This window comes from Ruegeria sp. BB6 (assembly GCF_056539385.1).
This window is the reverse complement of sequence record NZ_JBQFUW010000008.1, coordinates 92,266-106,802: the sequence shown is the minus strand read 5'-3', so window position 1 is coordinate 106,802 and position 14,537 is coordinate 92,266. Positions and strand designations below refer to the sequence as shown.

Here is a 14,537-nt window from a genome sequence, read left to right as displayed (position 1 = left end):
GGGTTGGGAGTAACTTGATTTACCCTCAGAGTATCACTTTGATCCGAGTCAATCCACCAAAGGTTAAGAGACCAAGCGATATCCGCCCGACTCTGTGACCAAAAGGCGCGCGTTTGAAGGATCAGGCTCGATCTTCTGGCGCAGGCGGTAGATGTGGGTTTCCAGTGTATGCGTGGTCACACCGGCGTTGTATCCCCAGACCTCGTGCAGCAGCACATCGCGGGCGACCACGCCATCCGCCGAGCGGTAGAGGAACTTGAGGATGTTCGTCTCTTTCTCGGTCAGCCTGATCTTTCGGTCATCTTCGGTGATCAGCATCTTCATCGCAGGCTTGAAGGTATACGGCCCCAAAACAAAGACCGCGTCTTCGGATTGCTCATGCTGGCGCAGCTGGGCACGGATGCGGGCTAGAAGGACCGGGAATTTGAAAGGCTTGGGAACGTAATCATTGGCACCGGCATCAAGGCCCAGAATGGTGTCGGCGTCACTATCGTGCCCCGTCAGCATCAGGATCGGGCTTTTGACACCCTGCTTGCGCATCAGGCGGCACAGCTCGCGCCCGTCGGTATCCGGCAAGCCCACATCCAGAATGACCAGGTCGTAGATCGCTTCGCGGGCGCGCTCCATGGCGGACTGCCCGTCGGACGCCTCGAACACGTCGAAGTCTTCGGTCATCACAAGCTGCTCACTCAGAGCTTCGCGAAGGTCTTCGTCGTCATCCACCAGCAGGATTTTCTTAAGCTGTGCCATATCTGGTCCTCCTAAGCCTTTTCCACCACTTGCGCGCGAAAGATGCAATCAACAAGGTTTGCTGCAATCGTCTCACGCCCTCGTGTCCGAGGATGAGGAAATGTTTCACATTTGTGCTCGATCAGGCTACAGGAAGGGCTGATCGTTACAGGGTAACATGAATGAGTCTTATCCCGGATATCTCGGAACTGCTTGCACGCGCCCGCGCAGACCTGCGAATGGGCGTGCCTGTCGTGTTGACGGATGACAGTGGCTTTAGCGTTCTTGCAATCGCGTCAGAAACACTGAGCCCTCAACGCCTTGCGGACTTGCGAGGGCTGGGAGGCGAACCGGTCGTTGCCATAACCGTGCGACGTGCGGAAACACTCAAGGCACGGGCGTATGACGGCGACCTTGCGCGCGTCGTCATACCTGCGGACGCCGACATTGGCTGGGTACAAGCCGTCGCCGACCCGTCCGATGATCTGAACGCGCCGATGAAAGGCCCACTTATGACGCAACGTCAGGGCGGCGCCAACCTACACCGCATCGCCATTGCACTGACCAAATCCGCGCGGCTGCTTCCTGCAGCCGTCGTAGTTCCCATTGAGGACGGACGCGCCTTTGCGGGCGCACATGGCCTAACCTGCATTGACCATACACGGGCAGCTCCGCATCTGGCGGACCGCAGCATCCTGAACGAAGTGGTGGCAGCGCGCTTGCCGATGGAAGTGTCCGAGGCCGGACGTCTTCATGTCTTTCGCCCGGACGATGGCGGTGAAGAACACTACGCTATCGAAATCGGACGTCCTGACCGCAATAAGCCCGTATTGGCCCGTTTGCACTCGGCCTGTTTCACGGGTGACCTCATGGGCAGCCTCAAGTGCGATTGCGGCCCTCAGCTTCGCGGTGCCCTTGCCCAGATGGGAACAGAAGGGGCCGGGGTGCTGTTGTATCTGAATCAGGAAGGGCGCGGCATTGGCCTGGCCAACAAGATGCGCGCGTATTTCCTGCAGGATCAGGGCTTTGACACAGTCGAGGCCAATCACCGGCTGGGATTCGAGGATGACGAGCGCGACTTTCGTTTGGGCTCGGATGTCCTTAAATCGCTGGGCTTCAGTTCTGTCCGTCTTTTGACCAACAATCCGGCCAAGATCGCGATGATGGAGAAGACGGGGATCGCGGTAACCGAGCGCGTTCCGCTCAAGGTTGGTGAAACTGCCCATAACCGCGAGTATCTGGCGACCAAGGCGGCAAAGTCGGGCCACTTGCTGTGACCCCCTTTGACCTTGTGCTTACACCTCGCGGCGTTCGGTTTGCAGGGCGCATCTTGCCGTGTTCGATCGGCAAGGGCGGGCTGAGCAACACCAAGCGCGAAGGCGATGGTGCGACACCAACCGGTGTGCACCGTATCGTCGGGATGCTTTACCGACCCGACCGGATCACGGCACCAACGCCCTGGGCCATTCCGATTGGACCCCGCGATCTGTGGTCAGATGACAGCAGCGATGATCGCTACAACCAACTGGTCAGCGCACCTTACCCGTTCAGCCATGAAAAACTGCGCCGCGCGGACCCGTTATACGATCTGGTCCTGCTGACCGACTGGAACTGGCCTAACGCCGTACCAGAGGGTGGCTCTGCAATTTTTATTCATCAGTGGAGACGACCGGGCTATCCGACCGAAGGCTGCGTCGCGTTTCGTCGCGACCATCTACACTGGATCGCCCGAAGGATTTCGCCGAACACGCGCCTGATTATTCCTGCGGTTTAACCCGTTCGCCAAAGATCGCGGACCCCACACGCACATGAGTCGCGCCCAGTGCGATCGCCTTCTCAAAATCGCTGCTCATGCCCATGGACAGCCCTGCCAGCCCGTTGCGCTCCGCAATCTTGGCAAGCAGCGCGAAATGCAGCGCAGGTTCCTCTTCGACGGGCGGGATGCACATCAAGCCCATGATCGGCAAGTCCAGAGCGCGACACTCGGCGATAAACGCATCTGCCTCAGCTGGCAGGATACCGGCCTTCTGCTCCTCCTCTCCGGTATTCACTTGTATGAACAGATCAGGGCAAGTGCCAACCTCCTGCGCCAGCCGTGCAAGGGTCTTGGCCAGCTTGGGTCGATCCACCGAATGGATGGTGCTGAACAACTCTATCGCATGGCGGGCCTTGTTTGTCTGCAAAGGTCCGATCAGGTGCAGATCAATGTCGGAATAGTCCTGCATAAAGTCCGGCCACTTTCCGGCGGCTTCCTGGACCCGGTTTTCGCCGAAACAACGGTGCCCTTCGTCCAGAACACTGCGAACACGCTCATTCGGCTGAACCTTTGACACCGCTATCAGCTTGACGGACCCCTCCGGTCGCCCTGCGGCAGATTCAGCTTTTTGGATACGGGCGGCGATATCATGCAGCGACATGGGGGTCCTCAATCAGTTTGGGGCAGGAAAACACCATGTCAGCCCAAAAGAAAAGGGCAGGTCCGAAGACCTGCCCTTAAACCTTGCGGTTCAGATCAACTTAGAAGTTGAACTGAGCACCGAAGTCAGCACGGATGGTGCTGTCTGCGCTGCCGACTTTGGTGTCGCCGATACCACCGCGCAGCGATGCACCGCCACCCAGGTCGTAGATTGCGCCGATACCATACTGACGGGTGTCACCGTCAGCCGAACCGTCACCGTAAGCGAAGGTCAGAGTGGTCGCTGCGCCAACGTTGTAAGCTGCCGACAGACCGTAGAAGGTGTCGTCGGTTGCGTCACCATTTGCGCGAGGCGCGGTGTCGCTTTCGTCACCAACAAACAGGGTGCCCGAGAAGTCGCCCCATTCACCACCCAGGGTGAAGACCAGCAGTTCGGGGTCGATGCCGAACGAGCCACCATCGGTCTGACCGTAGGCCAGAGCAGCGGTGATGTTGTTGAAGGTGTAGGTTGCGCTGATGTCCCAGCGGTCTGCATCTTCAGGAACGCCACCGAATGCAACGGTTGCTTGGTCATACGATGCGCCGAATGCGAAGTCGCCAACTGCGTACTGGAAGAACACAGCGTTGGAACCCGGACCGGTCGACGAGTAACCCAGGAAGCTATAGTCAACACCCGAGTACTGACCAACGAAGTTTTCCAGGCCCGGCTCGTTACCGTAGTAGTTTGCCAAGTTGTCGAAGGCACCTGCAACGTTGCCCGCGTCAACACGCAGACCACCGTAGATGACCGAGAAACGTGCGCCATTCAGATCGGCTGCGTTTGCTTCGCCGTTGCCGGCGTTTTCGTCAGCCTGCAGACGAACACGAGCCGAGAACTCAACGCCGCCATCAGTTTCGACGACGCCGTCGATGTTCAGACGGAAGCGCGAGATCAGGATGGTGTTGTCGGTGTCAACAGTAGTAGAGCCAGTGTTAACATTGGGGTTGATGCTGATCGCACCACTGGTGGTGGTGGTGGTGGTGGTGGTGAAGTTCGGCACCGAACCGGTGCGGTCTTCTTGGTATCCAATACCAAAGCGGCCGTAACCGCTAAAGCGTACGTCGGCCGCTGCAACACTTGCGGTTGCGATCAGAGCGGTCGATGCGAAGAGAACTTTTTTCATCTTGTTTCCCTCGGTTTCAAAGTTTTCTACTCGACATATGCCTCAGCACATGTCTCAGCACGGGAACCGTTTCGCTCTTTTTGCCCCCTTCGCGCAAGGTCGGCATAATTAGGCAGGCTGCATTGGCAACAGATTGGTGCAAGGATGCCACAGTCAGTTTTCAGCCCCAAAGCGTCTGCAATACCGTCGAAATGTGACAATAAGAGGGTTGTTGCCGAACTGGACCTTGTCTAGGAGTATCACTGAACGAACGAGACCAAGTGGAAACAGGACCAGTCGACGATGCGCCTGCAGACGATTATCGGTTTGATCATAGTGACTGCCGCAGTGTCGGCCTGCGGACAGAATCGAGGGGCCGCGCCGAACCCTGATCTGCTTAGTACAGACAGCGGCCGTTCAAGCGAACGCGAACTGAACGACCCCAACCGTTCGACCATCTGGGATGTGTTCGACACCAGAAACGCAGAGCAAGTTACAAATGTGAACAGGTATCTGTGGGCAGCATCCCTTGATGTGCTGAATTTCCTGCCGGTTCAGGAAATCGATCCATTTACGGGTGTGATTGTAACGGGTTACGGGACACCTCCGGGTGGTGGACGGTCCTATAGGGCCACGGTTCACATAAGCGATCCTGCGCTGGCGGCGCGCTCGTTGTCGGTGGCATTGCAGTCCAGCGGCGGCGCTCCGGTCAGTGCCGCGACCACCCGCGCGGTCGAGGATGCCATCCTGTCCCGCGCCCGTCAGTTGCGCATTGCGGACAACAAGCTCTAGCAACCCGCCGAAAATCACAATATTACCACGCCGGGCTCTGACCCGGCGTTTTCATTCACGAAGGACCGCACGATGTCGCGCTACTCGGCCAACGAAATCGAAGCAAAATGGCAGGAAGCCTGGGACAAGGCCGGGATTTTCACCGCCGACCACAAGGCGGACAAGCCCAAATACTATGTGCTTGAGATGTTCCCCTACCCCTCGGGCCGAATCCATATGGGCCATGTACGCAATTACACGATGGGCGACGTGATCGCGCGGCACAAGCTGGCAACCGGCCACAATGTGCTGCACCCGATGGGTTGGGACGCCTTCGGGATGCCTGCGGAAAACGCCGCGATGGCGATTGGCGGCCACCCCAAGGACTGGACTTACGGCAATATCGCCGACATGCGCGGGCAAATGAAGCCGCTGGGCCTGTCGATCGACTGGTCGCGTGAGTTTGCCACCTGCGACCCGGAATATTACGGCCAGCAGCAGGCTTTGTTCCTGGATATGCTTGAGGCCGGATTGGTTTACCGCAAGAACGCCGTGGTGAACTGGGACCCGGTCGACATGACCGTTCTGGCCAATGAACAGGTGGAAAACGGGCGCGGCTGGCGCTCGGGCGCTCTGGTCGAACGGCGCGAGCTGACGCAGTGGTTCTTCAAGATTTCCGACTATTCCGAGGAATTGCTGGACGCGCTGGACACTCTGGACAACTGGCCCGCCAAGGTGCGGTTGATGCAGGAGAACTGGATCGGCAATTCGCGCGGCCTGCAGTTCGGCTTTGAACGCACCGATGGCGGCGAGCCGATCACCGTTTACACGACTCGCCCCGATACGCTGCTGGGCGCTTCTTTTGTCGGTATCTCGCCCGACCACCCGATTGCCAAGCAGCTTGAGGCTGAAAACCCAGAAGTCGCTGAATTTGTTGCGGAATGCCGCAAGGGTGGCACCACGGAAGAAGCGATCGAAACCGCTGAGAAGCTGGGCTATGACACCGGCATCACCGTCAAACACCCGCTGGACCCGAATTGGGAGCTGCCGGTCTGGATCGCAAACTTCATCCTGATGGATTACGGCACCGGCGCGATCTTTGCCTGCCCTGCGCACGATCAGCGCGATCTGGATTTCTGCCGTAAGTACGGTTTGCCCGTGGTCGATACATTCTTTGCGCTGGATGACGACACTCCGGTCGACAAGATCGCCTTTGTCCCTCCGAAAACCGAGAAAGTTCGCTGGGTGAATCACTTCGCCGGTCTGACCGAGGCGACGGGCGACGAAGCCATCAATGCTACCGTTGATTTCGCAGAAAAGGCCGGTTGGGGCGAAGGCGTCACCAAATACCGTCTGCGCGATTGGGGTCTTTCGCGGCAACGCTATTGGGGGTGCCCGATTCCCGTTGTGCATTGCGATTCTTGCGGCGTGGTGCCCGAGAAGAAAGAGAACCTGCCGGTTCGCCTGCCCAACGATGTGACATTCGACAAACCGGGCAATCCGCTGGACCGTCACCCGACATGGCGCGACTGCACCTGCCCGTCCTGCGGAGCCCCCGCAAAGCGTGAAACCGACACGATGGACACGTTCGTCGATTCGTCCTGGTATTTCGCCCGCTTCACCGCTCCACGCGCCGAAACGCCCACCGATCTGGCCGAGGCCGAGTACTGGATGAATGTCGACCAGTATATCGGCGGGATCGAGCACGCGATTCTGCACCTGCTCTATTCCCGGTTCTTCGCGCGGGCGATGAACATCACCGGCCATCTGCCGAAAAAGGCTATCGAGCCGTTTGATGCGCTGTTCACCCAAGGCATGGTCACGCATGAAATCTATCAGACTCGCGATGCCAACGGCCGCCCGGTCTATCACCTGCCCGAGGATGTGACCGACGGTAAACTGGCTGATGGTACTGAGGTCGAGATCATCCCATCGGCCAAAATGTCGAAATCCAAGAAAAACGTGGTGGACCCGGTCAGCATCATCTCGGCCTTTGGTGCTGACACCGCGCGCTGGTTCGTCCTGTCCGATTCGCCGCCCGAGCGTGACGTGGAATGGACCGCATCAGGGGCAGAGGCCGCGTTCAAGCACCTGAGCCGCGTGCATCGGATCGCGTCGGAAATCGCGGAATCGGACGTTCCGGCCAATGGCGAAGACAAGGCTCTGCTGCGTGAGATGCACAAAGCCATCCATGATGTATCGGGTGGCGTTGAGTCCTTTGGCTTCAACGCGTCCATCGCCAAGCTCTATGCCTTCACCAACACGCTGGCCAAATCCAAGGCAGGCGCGGATGCAAAACGCCAGGCCGCCAAGACGCTGGCTCAGTTGATGTCACCGATGACCCCGCACCTGTCCGAGGAACTCTGGCAGTTGCTGGGCGGCGAGGGCTTGGTGGCCACGGCCCCTTGGCCCGTCGCGGATGAGGCGATGCTGGTTGATGACACCGTCACTCTGCCCATCCAGATCAACGGCAAGCGCCGCGCGGAAATCAGCGTGGCGAAGGATATGGATAAGGCAGAGGTTGAAAAAATCGCGCTCAGCACCGAAGCTGTCCAAAAGGCGCTGGATGGCAATGCGCCGAAAAAGGTGATTGTTGTGCCGGGCCGGATCGTGAATGTCGTTGTTTGATCGCAGAACCCTGTTGATGCTGCCACTGGCGCTTGCCGCCTGCGGCTTTGAACCGGTTTACGCCCCTGGCGGTTCCGGGTCGGCGCTGCACGGCAAGGTTCAGGTTTCCGCACCCAATACCGTAGAAAGCTATTTGCTAGTCCAAAATCTGGAACAACGCCTTGGTCGCAGTGCGGGTTCGGTCAAGAATTACGAACTGAACGTAAACGTGGTCACCGTGACGCGGCGCGCGGCGGTCCGGACGACCAACCAAACCGACAGATATACGATTGAAGGCCAGGCCAGATTTGCCCTTAAGTCGAACGAAACAGGTCAGGTTGTGACATCGGGAAATGTTTCGGACTTTGTCGGGTATTCGGCTGCGGGTTCGACAGTTTCGACGCTGGCGGATGAGCGTGACGCCACCGACAGGTTGATGGTGATTCTGTCCGATCAGATCGTGAACCGCCTCTATGCCACGCCGGGTCTGACCCAATGAAGCTAAGCCCACGCGAGGCTGAGGGGTATTTCGCCAAGCCAGACGCAGGCAAAACAGGCTTGTTGATTTATGGCTCGGATACGATGCGAGTGGCACTGAAGCGCCAGCAGGTTCTGGCCGCTTTGCTGGGGGCCAATGCCGAAGAAGAAATGCGTCTGACACGTATGGCAGGCGCGGATCTGCGCGAAGATCCCGCTATGTTGTTGGACGCGGTAAAAGCGGTGGGGTTCTTTCCGGGACCGCGTGCGGTTCTGGTCGAAGACGCCAGGGAAACCGTCGCGCCGACAATCCTTTCCGCGTTAGAGGATTGGCGCTCTGAAGATGCGCAGATCATTGTCACCGCCGGAGCGCTCAAAGCCAGCTCAAAGCTCCGCAAGGCGTTCGAGGCACACCCGGCCGCCTATGCAACCGGCATTTATGACGACCCACCTTCGCGGGGAGAGGTCGAGCGCATTCTAACTCAGGCCGGATTGAAGAACATCCCACGCGAATCGATGGCGGCGCTAACTGATCTGGCCCTTGCAATCAGCCCTGGCGATTTTGCTCAAACCGTTGATAAACTGTCGCTTTACAAGATTGGCGACAACACGGAACTGACCATTGAAGATGTTGAGGCCTGCGCACCACGCTCGACCGAGGCCGCTCTGGATGACGTCCTGAATGTTGTCGCCGAAGGTCGTGCCGGAGAGATCGGCCCACTGATCCGCAGGCTGCAATCGCAAGGCACCGAGGCCGTGGCCTTGTGTATTGGAGCGACCCGGCATTTTCGCACGCTATACGCTTGCGCGTCGGACCCGGGGGGGGCGGCGCAGGGTATCAACAAGATGCGTCCCCCGATTTACGGCAAGCGCCGGGACCGAATCGTTCGGCAAGCGCAAGGTTGGGGCGCGCACAAACTGCAGACCGCCTTGACGGTTCTGACCGATACTGACCTGACGCTTCGGTCCGCAGGGCAAAAGGCCCCGGCGATGGCCCTTGTTGAGCGGGCGCTGATCCGGCTTGCCATGCTCGCGCAGCCTCGTTAGCGCGCGCGCTCCAGCCAATTAGCGGCTCCGCGACCTGCCCAGCGCCCTGTCGCCAGACAAGCCGTCAACAGATACCCCCCTGTCGGCGCTTCCCAGTCCAGCATTTCCCCGGCGCAAAAAACGCCTGGCACTGACCGCAGCATGAGCCTGTCGTCCAGCGCCCCGAGCATGATACCTCCGGCCGTCGAAATCGCCTCATCCATCGGGCGCAAACCGGCGTGGTCAATGGGCAGACACTTGATTGCGCGTGCCAATTGATCGGTCGAACGGTCGCCGCTCGTCGCCATCTCATGAAACAAAGCGACCTTTTGCGGTGACAGGCGGAGCGTTTTCCGGAACCACTGCGACAGGGTGGTCTTGGGCTTTTTCGCCGACAGCCGGGTTTTCAAGACGGCTTCGTCCAGATCGGGAACCAGATCAACGAACAAATGCGCCCCTTCGCGCAATGCCGGGGTCAGCGAATACAGCCCACCACCTTCAATCCCCTTTGCCGAGATCGTGGCCTCGCCACGGCTCGTCATGTGTCCGGCCATCCAGCGCACCGACTTTAGCGCGGCCCCAAAATGTGGCTGCATATGATGGCTCCAATTCACGGACACGGCCGAGTTCGCAGGTTGAAAAGGCGCAAGCTCAACCCCTTTTGACGCCAACACCTGTGTCCAAAGACCGTCTGATCCCAGACGCGACCAGCTTGCGCCGCCCAGCGCCAATACCGTGACATCCGCTGAGGTATTTTGACGGCCTTGCGCAGTCTCAAACACAAGAGCCTCACCGTCCCATCCAACCCATTGCCAGCGCGTTTTGATCTGAACGCCTGCGCTATCGAGTCGACCAAGCCAAGCCCGCAACAGCGGTGATGCCTTCATCGCCGTTGGAAAGACCCGCCCCGTGGACCCGGTGAACAGCTCTTGCCCCAGATCACGCGCCCAAGCCTGAACATCGGCCGCGTTGAACTCTGCTATTATCGGGCGCAACCAGTTCGCAGCCGGGCCGTAGAACGACACAAGAGTGTCCAAGGGCTCGTCCTTTGTCAGGTTCAAGCCCGACTTGCCAGCCATAAGAAACTTGCGCGCGACCGAGGGCTTGGCCTCAGCCACCAGAACATCATGGCCCGCGACGGCCAGTTCTTCGGCCGCCATCAGGCCAGCGGGTCCGGCCCCGATCACAACTGCCTGTGCCATTTCTGTCCCCTTGCCTTCTGCAACGTCCAGCGCAACCCTGACCGCGCCATGTCGAACAGTGACCCTATCTGCCCGCTTTGCGACCGCCCGATCCCAGACGGGGACGGCAGCCTGCACCATCTGATCCCAAAACTCAAAGGGGGCAAGGGCGGGCCGACCGTTTTACTGCATGTAATTTGCCACAAAGAAATCCACGCAACCCTGACCGAGAGCCAGTTGGCGCGCGAGTTCAATACCGTAGAGGCTTTGCGCGCTCATCCAAGGCTAGAAAAATTCCTGAAATGGGTTCGCAAGCGCCCGCCGGGGTTTCGCTCGAAAGTTCCGGGTCGCAGGCGGGCGCGATAGTCAACCGGGCCAAACTCTGTCCCCGAACGCGTCATGTACCGGGGACGAAAGCCCGCTGACCTCCAGCCCGCGATAGTCCGGAGAGGGGGCGAAAGTTCCACCGGCAACGCGCTGAAACTCCAGCGTGGTATATGGCCTTTTCCAAAGCCATTCCCGGTTGTCGGCAGCCCACAAATCCCCATTCGGGGGCGTTTCATCCGTAAAGGCATAGAAATGCAGGTCAAACCCGTATTGCGCGACATCCTGCATCGACAACAGACGCATCCCCTGCCCACGGCAAAACGCATCCTCGGCGGCGATATCGCCCGTGCGCAATGTGATCTGACCAAGGCGTGCTTTTGCAAACGGGTTTGACGGATTGGCCGCATTGTCCGGGCGGTTGCCTTCAAAATCCCACTGCAACAGTTCAATCACGAACCCCTCGGGGTCTTTGAGATGGCACATGTAACCGATATCCAGAAATTGCTTCGGATCCGAAACCTCCACCCGCTTTTGGCGCAGGAAGGCCACAGCCAGATCCACATCCGGTACGGTTATTCCGATCTTCCAATATCGTTGCCCCTGATCGTGGCTGTATTTGCCGCCGCCCGGCATCATGACCACGTCGGCATCAGGGCCACCATAGCCCACACGCTGGCAGACGCCCTGAGCTTGGGCCGTCATGCCAAGAACATCGCGGTAAAATGTCGACAAGCGCTCCGGATCGGAAACGCGCAACCGAAGCCCGGACAACCTCATTCGCACAGCCTTGCGATACCCTGCGCAATCCCGGGATCGGCCTGCACACTGTCGGAAACCAATTCAAGCGCCGTTTGCATCAGCAGGTCGGGCTCAACAACGCGATCAACCAGCCCAAAGGAATACGCCTCGTCCGCAGTGATCTTTTGCCCTGCCATCAGAATCATCTTGGTGCGCGCCGGGCCTATCAATGCCGCCATACGCTTTGGGTCTGAGGGCTGCGGCAGAAAACCCAGTTTCATCACCGGGTAAAAGAACTTGGCCGATGGCACAGCGATGCGCAGATCGCAGGCCAGAACCATGCCGTTGGCACCGCCAGCCAGAGTGCCATTCAGCGCAGCAACCGTCAGACACGGCAAAGCAGCGATGGCGCCGGACAAACGCTCCCACAGGTCCGATGTCGCAAGGCCGGCGCGCGCTTCGTCCAGATCGGCACCGGCACTGAATACCTTGCCCGCACCAGTCAGGATCAGGGCACGCGCGTCGGTTGCGTTTTCGGCTATTTCGCACAGTTCGGTCAGCATGGCCCCGGTCAACGCATTGGCCTTGTCCGGGTTGTTGAGAGTGACGGTCCACAATCCGTCCGTCTTGGTCAGTTGGATCACGTCAGCCCTACCCTTTGCCGAATGTCTTCGCGCCTTAGCGAAATTTCAGTTCCCAAAAATTCATCCGCATCCTCTGAGCACATCCAAAGCAACGCGCGAGCGGGCCAGTCAGCCGGGATATGATTGCTCCAATCAAGCTGGCTTACGGCGTTGATGCCGCTTGCCTTGATGACACGCTGCATGTCGGTGGCGACGGTTCCCGGCGACAATCCCATCGCGCGGATGCCGTGAATGGCTTCTTCAAGATGCAGACACTCGGTCAGCATCTTCGCGCCTGCTTTCGAGGCGCAATAATGGCTCCACGCCTCGATAGGGTTTGACGCCGCGCCCGAGGATACGGTCAGCACCGTACCGCCACCGGCTGCCCGCATCACGGGCAGCGCTGCGCGCATGCCGTAAAAGACGCCCTTCAGGTTGATGTCAATCGCCGTGCTCCACGCCGCGACATCGGCGCTGGACATGTGAAAGATAGGGTCAATGACACCCGCATTCCCGATCAAAACGTCCAATCCGCCGAACCGGTCCACGCAATCGGCAACGGCTTGTTCCACCTGCGCAAAATCGCTTACGTCGCATTGCAGCGCCATTGCGTTTTCGCCCAGCGCCTCGGCCAAGGTTGCAATTTGATCGCGGCTGCGCGCGACCAGAGCGACGTTTGCCCCGGCTGCGGCAAAAACACGCCCTGCCTCGGCCCCGATGCCGCGGCTGGCCCCTGTAATCAGTACGGTTTTCCCTTGCATGTGAACCCTGTACCTCCGTTGTCTTGAGAATGTGTGAACCTCTACCGCGTGAACGGGGAAAGGGTCCACCCCTTGCCCCTTGACGCCCGACGCCGCAGACACGACCATGCCCGCAAGATTTATCAAGAAGGGTTCTATAATGTCCGTTTTTCTTCGCCGCAGCTGCGGCGCAGTATTTGCCTATGCCATCGTGACTCAGGGGGCGCTGGCCGATCTAACCGCGCAGGATGTCTGGGACGACTGGCAGTCCTACCTGACCCAGATGGGCTATACTGTTTCGGGTGAGCAATCCGTCAACGGCAGCGTGACCAGCGTCACTGACATGACCGTGTCGATGTCGCTGCCGGAAGAAGACGCAGCCTTTCAGATGCGTGTGCCAGAGATGATCCTGACCGAAAACGGCGACGGAACAGTCAGCATCGATTTCCCCGAAAGCTTCCCGATGACCGTATCGGGCGAAGGCGAAGGTGAAACTTTCTCGGCCGATATTCTTTACACCCATAACGGTCTTGAGATGGTCGTCTCAGGCTCGTCCGAGGATATGACCTATGACTATTCGGCGGCCTCTCTGGGCATCAAACTGGATGGAGTGAACGTCAACGGTGAGGAGATGCCCAGCGCTATCTTGGGCGCAGACATGGAAATGACGGACCTGACCGGCAGTTCACGGATGAAGGTTGGTGAAAATCGCGATGTCGATCAGACGTTCAAGGCGGGTGGGCTGTCCTATAGCCTGGCGTTCGACGATCCCGAAAGCGACGAAACGGCAAAGATCGACGGCAACCTACGCCAGCTTGATTTTGAAGGCACCAGCGTGATCCCGTCGGATTTTGACGTCGCGGATCCGCAAGCCTTTTACGATGCCGGGTTCGAGTTTTCCGGGCTGTTCACCTACGGCTCTGGCACAACCGCGATGGAGGGCACCAGCGATGGCGAGGCGTTCTCGATGGGCAGCGAGTCCGAGGGGGGCCGCTTTGCCGCAAGTTTTGACGCACAACGGCTGGCCTATGACGTTGAGCAAAACAGCGCAAAACTGGCGGTGACAACCGCAGACCTTCCTTTCCCGATCGAAATTGCGATGGCCAATGCCGGGCTGAAATTCGAGTTCCCCGTTCAGCAGTCCGAGGAAATCCAGCCCTTTGGATTTGCCATCAACATGACCGACTTCACCATGTCAGATGTCTTGTGGAGCATGTTCGATCCGGCAGGCGCCCTGCCGCGTGATCCGGCCACAATTTCGATTGATACCTCAGGCACAGCCAAGATCCTGACCAACTTTTTCGACCCCGAAGCCGTTGAATCGCTGGAATTCGCTGAAGAAGCACCGGGCGAGCTGCACTCTCTAAAGATCAACGAACTGCTGGTGTCGCTGGTTGGCGCAAAACTGACGGGCGAGGGGGATTTTTCCTTCGACAACAGCAACACCGAAGAGTTTGATGGCCTGCCCTCACCGTCGGGCGTCGCAAACCTGACGCTGACCGGGGCGAATGCGCTGATCGATACGCTGATCGGCATGGGTCTGCTGTCGGACAGCGACGCGATGGGCGCGCGGATGATGATGGGTCTGATGGCTGTACCCGGCGAAGAACCCGATACGCTGAACTCGAAAATCGAGTTCACGGAAGACGGCCAGATTCTGGCCAATGGTCAACGGATCAAGTGACCTTGCACGAGAGAGGGCCAACCGGCCTTCTCTCGAACCTAAAGTAAGGTTGCCAGATCAGGGTGGCGGGCTGCGA

15 protein-coding genes are annotated in these 14,537 nt (G+C 58.9%); 8 read left to right on the top strand and 7 right to left on the bottom strand.

The window, feature by feature from the left end:
- Positions 1-63 precede the first annotated feature (63 nt).
- Positions 64-750 carry a response regulator transcription factor gene (locus ACR0B7_RS17275; protein ID WP_170415695.1) on the bottom strand — a complete coding sequence of 229 codons (687 nt, stop codon included), beginning with the start codon at positions 748-750 and terminating at the stop codon, positions 64-66.
- A 161-nt stretch (positions 751-911) separates the two neighbouring features.
- On the opposite strand from ACR0B7_RS17275, the gene ribA reads away from it, so the two are divergent.
- Entirely contained in the window at positions 912-2,006 is a 1,095-nt protein-coding gene (gene ribA / locus ACR0B7_RS17270) for a GTP cyclohydrolase II (RefSeq protein WP_170485770.1), read from the top strand.
- On the top strand, positions 2,003-2,503 hold the full coding sequence (locus tag ACR0B7_RS17265) for a L,D-transpeptidase family protein (RefSeq protein ID WP_170485771.1): 501 nt from the start codon (positions 2,003-2,005) through the stop codon (positions 2,501-2,503). The genes ribA and ACR0B7_RS17265 overlap by 4 nt, the downstream gene beginning before the upstream one ends.
- Here ACR0B7_RS17265 and ACR0B7_RS17260 read toward each other — a convergent pair.
- Together ACR0B7_RS17260 and ACR0B7_RS17255 are read right to left on the bottom strand one after the other, a co-directional pair.
- Complete coding sequence (locus ACR0B7_RS17260; RefSeq protein ID WP_170485772.1) at positions 2,487-3,146, bottom strand: YggS family pyridoxal phosphate-dependent enzyme; 660 nt, start codon at positions 3,144-3,146, stop codon at positions 2,487-2,489. The genes ACR0B7_RS17265 and ACR0B7_RS17260 overlap by 17 nt on opposite strands.
- Positions 3,147-3,246: 100 nt before the next feature.
- Positions 3,247-4,308 (bottom strand): porin, encoded by a 1,062-nt coding sequence (locus ACR0B7_RS17255; RefSeq protein ID WP_170485773.1) that lies wholly within the window; start codon positions 4,306-4,308, stop codon positions 3,247-3,249.
- A 282-nt stretch (positions 4,309-4,590) separates the two neighbouring features.
- On the opposite strand from ACR0B7_RS17255, the gene ACR0B7_RS17250 reads away from it, so the two are divergent.
- From ACR0B7_RS17250 to holA, 4 genes are all read left to right on the top strand, one after another.
- Complete coding sequence (locus ACR0B7_RS17250) at positions 4,591-5,079, top strand: DUF3576 domain-containing protein (protein ID WP_170485774.1); 489 nt, start codon at positions 4,591-4,593, stop codon at positions 5,077-5,079.
- Positions 5,080-5,151: 72 nt separating this feature from the next.
- Complete coding sequence (gene leuS, locus ACR0B7_RS17245; RefSeq protein ID WP_480682084.1) at positions 5,152-7,686, top strand: leucine--tRNA ligase; 2,535 nt, start codon at positions 5,152-5,154, stop codon at positions 7,684-7,686.
- Positions 7,673-8,164, top strand: coding sequence for an LPS assembly lipoprotein LptE (gene lptE, locus ACR0B7_RS17240; RefSeq protein ID WP_170576915.1), 492 nt, complete (start codon positions 7,673-7,675; stop codon positions 8,162-8,164). The genes leuS and lptE overlap by 14 nt, the downstream gene beginning before the upstream one ends.
- Positions 8,161-9,189, top strand: coding sequence for a DNA polymerase III subunit delta (gene holA / locus ACR0B7_RS17235; RefSeq protein ID WP_170485777.1), 1,029 nt, complete (start codon positions 8,161-8,163; stop codon positions 9,187-9,189). The genes lptE and holA overlap by 4 nt, the downstream gene beginning before the upstream one ends.
- On the opposite strand, the gene ACR0B7_RS17230 is transcribed toward holA, so the two are convergent.
- On the bottom strand, positions 9,186-10,370 hold the full coding sequence (locus tag ACR0B7_RS17230) for a TIGR03862 family flavoprotein (RefSeq protein ID WP_170485778.1): 1,185 nt from the start codon (positions 10,368-10,370) through the stop codon (positions 9,186-9,188). The two genes, holA and ACR0B7_RS17230, sit on opposite strands and share 4 nt — an antisense overlap.
- Before the next feature lie 48 nt (positions 10,371-10,418).
- On the opposite strand from ACR0B7_RS17230, the gene ACR0B7_RS17225 reads away from it, so the two are divergent.
- Positions 10,419-10,715 carry an HNH endonuclease gene (locus ACR0B7_RS17225; RefSeq protein WP_170485779.1) on the top strand — a complete coding sequence of 99 codons (297 nt, stop codon included), beginning with the start codon at positions 10,419-10,421 and terminating at the stop codon, positions 10,713-10,715.
- On the opposite strand, the gene ACR0B7_RS17220 is transcribed toward ACR0B7_RS17225, so the two are convergent.
- The 3 genes from ACR0B7_RS17220 to ACR0B7_RS17210 are packed head-to-tail and all read right to left on the bottom strand — an operon-like array spanning position 10,716 to position 12,798.
- A complete protein-coding gene (locus tag ACR0B7_RS17220; protein ID WP_170485780.1) occupies positions 10,716-11,453 on the bottom strand; it encodes a VOC family protein in 738 nt (245 codons plus the stop codon).
- Positions 11,450-12,058, bottom strand: coding sequence for an enoyl-CoA hydratase/isomerase family protein (locus ACR0B7_RS17215; RefSeq protein WP_170415715.1), 609 nt, complete (start codon positions 12,056-12,058; stop codon positions 11,450-11,452). The genes ACR0B7_RS17220 and ACR0B7_RS17215 overlap by 4 nt, the downstream gene beginning before the upstream one ends.
- Positions 12,055-12,798, bottom strand: a complete 744-nt coding sequence (locus ACR0B7_RS17210; RefSeq protein ID WP_480682080.1) for an SDR family oxidoreductase — start codon at positions 12,796-12,798, stop codon at positions 12,055-12,057. Before ACR0B7_RS17210 ends, ACR0B7_RS17215 begins: the two co-directional genes overlap by 4 nt.
- Before the next feature lie 139 nt (positions 12,799-12,937).
- On the opposite strand from ACR0B7_RS17210, the gene ACR0B7_RS17205 reads away from it, so the two are divergent.
- A complete protein-coding gene (locus tag ACR0B7_RS17205; RefSeq protein WP_170570916.1) occupies positions 12,938-14,461 on the top strand; it encodes a DUF2125 domain-containing protein in 1,524 nt (507 codons plus the stop codon).
- Positions 14,462-14,537: the final 76 nt, after the last annotated feature.

Bases quoted from the DNA above. Each gene is read 5' to 3' on its own strand.
- ACR0B7_RS17275 (WP_170415695.1), bottom strand. From the start codon at position 750: ATGGCACAGCTTAAGAAAATCCTGCTGGTGGATGACGACGAAGACCTT.
- ribA (WP_170485770.1), top strand. From the start codon at position 912: ATGAGTCTTATCCCGGATATCTCGGAACTGCTTGCACGCGCCCGCGCA.
- ACR0B7_RS17260 (WP_170485772.1), bottom strand. From the start codon at position 3,146: ATGTCGCTGCATGATATCGCCGCCCGTATCCAAAAAGCTGAATCTGCC.
- ACR0B7_RS17255 (WP_170485773.1), bottom strand. From the start codon at position 4,308: ATGAAAAAAGTTCTCTTCGCATCGACCGCTCTGATCGCAACCGCAAGT.
- ACR0B7_RS17250 (WP_170485774.1), top strand. From the start codon at position 4,591: ATGCGCCTGCAGACGATTATCGGTTTGATCATAGTGACTGCCGCAGTG.
- leuS (WP_480682084.1), top strand. From the start codon at position 5,152: ATGTCGCGCTACTCGGCCAACGAAATCGAAGCAAAATGGCAGGAAGCC.
- lptE (WP_170576915.1), top strand. From the start codon at position 7,673: ATGTCGTTGTTTGATCGCAGAACCCTGTTGATGCTGCCACTGGCGCTT.
- holA (WP_170485777.1), top strand. From the start codon at position 8,161: ATGAAGCTAAGCCCACGCGAGGCTGAGGGGTATTTCGCCAAGCCAGAC.
- ACR0B7_RS17230 (WP_170485778.1), bottom strand. From the start codon at position 10,370: ATGGCACAGGCAGTTGTGATCGGGGCCGGACCCGCTGGCCTGATGGCG.
- ACR0B7_RS17225 (WP_170485779.1), top strand. From the start codon at position 10,419: ATGTCGAACAGTGACCCTATCTGCCCGCTTTGCGACCGCCCGATCCCA.
- ACR0B7_RS17220 (WP_170485780.1), bottom strand. From the start codon at position 11,453: ATGAGGTTGTCCGGGCTTCGGTTGCGCGTTTCCGATCCGGAGCGCTTG.
- ACR0B7_RS17210 (WP_480682080.1), bottom strand. From the start codon at position 12,798: ATGCAAGGGAAAACCGTACTGATTACAGGGGCCAGCCGCGGCATCGGG.
- ACR0B7_RS17205 (WP_170570916.1), top strand. From the start codon at position 12,938: ATGTCCGTTTTTCTTCGCCGCAGCTGCGGCGCAGTATTTGCCTATGCC.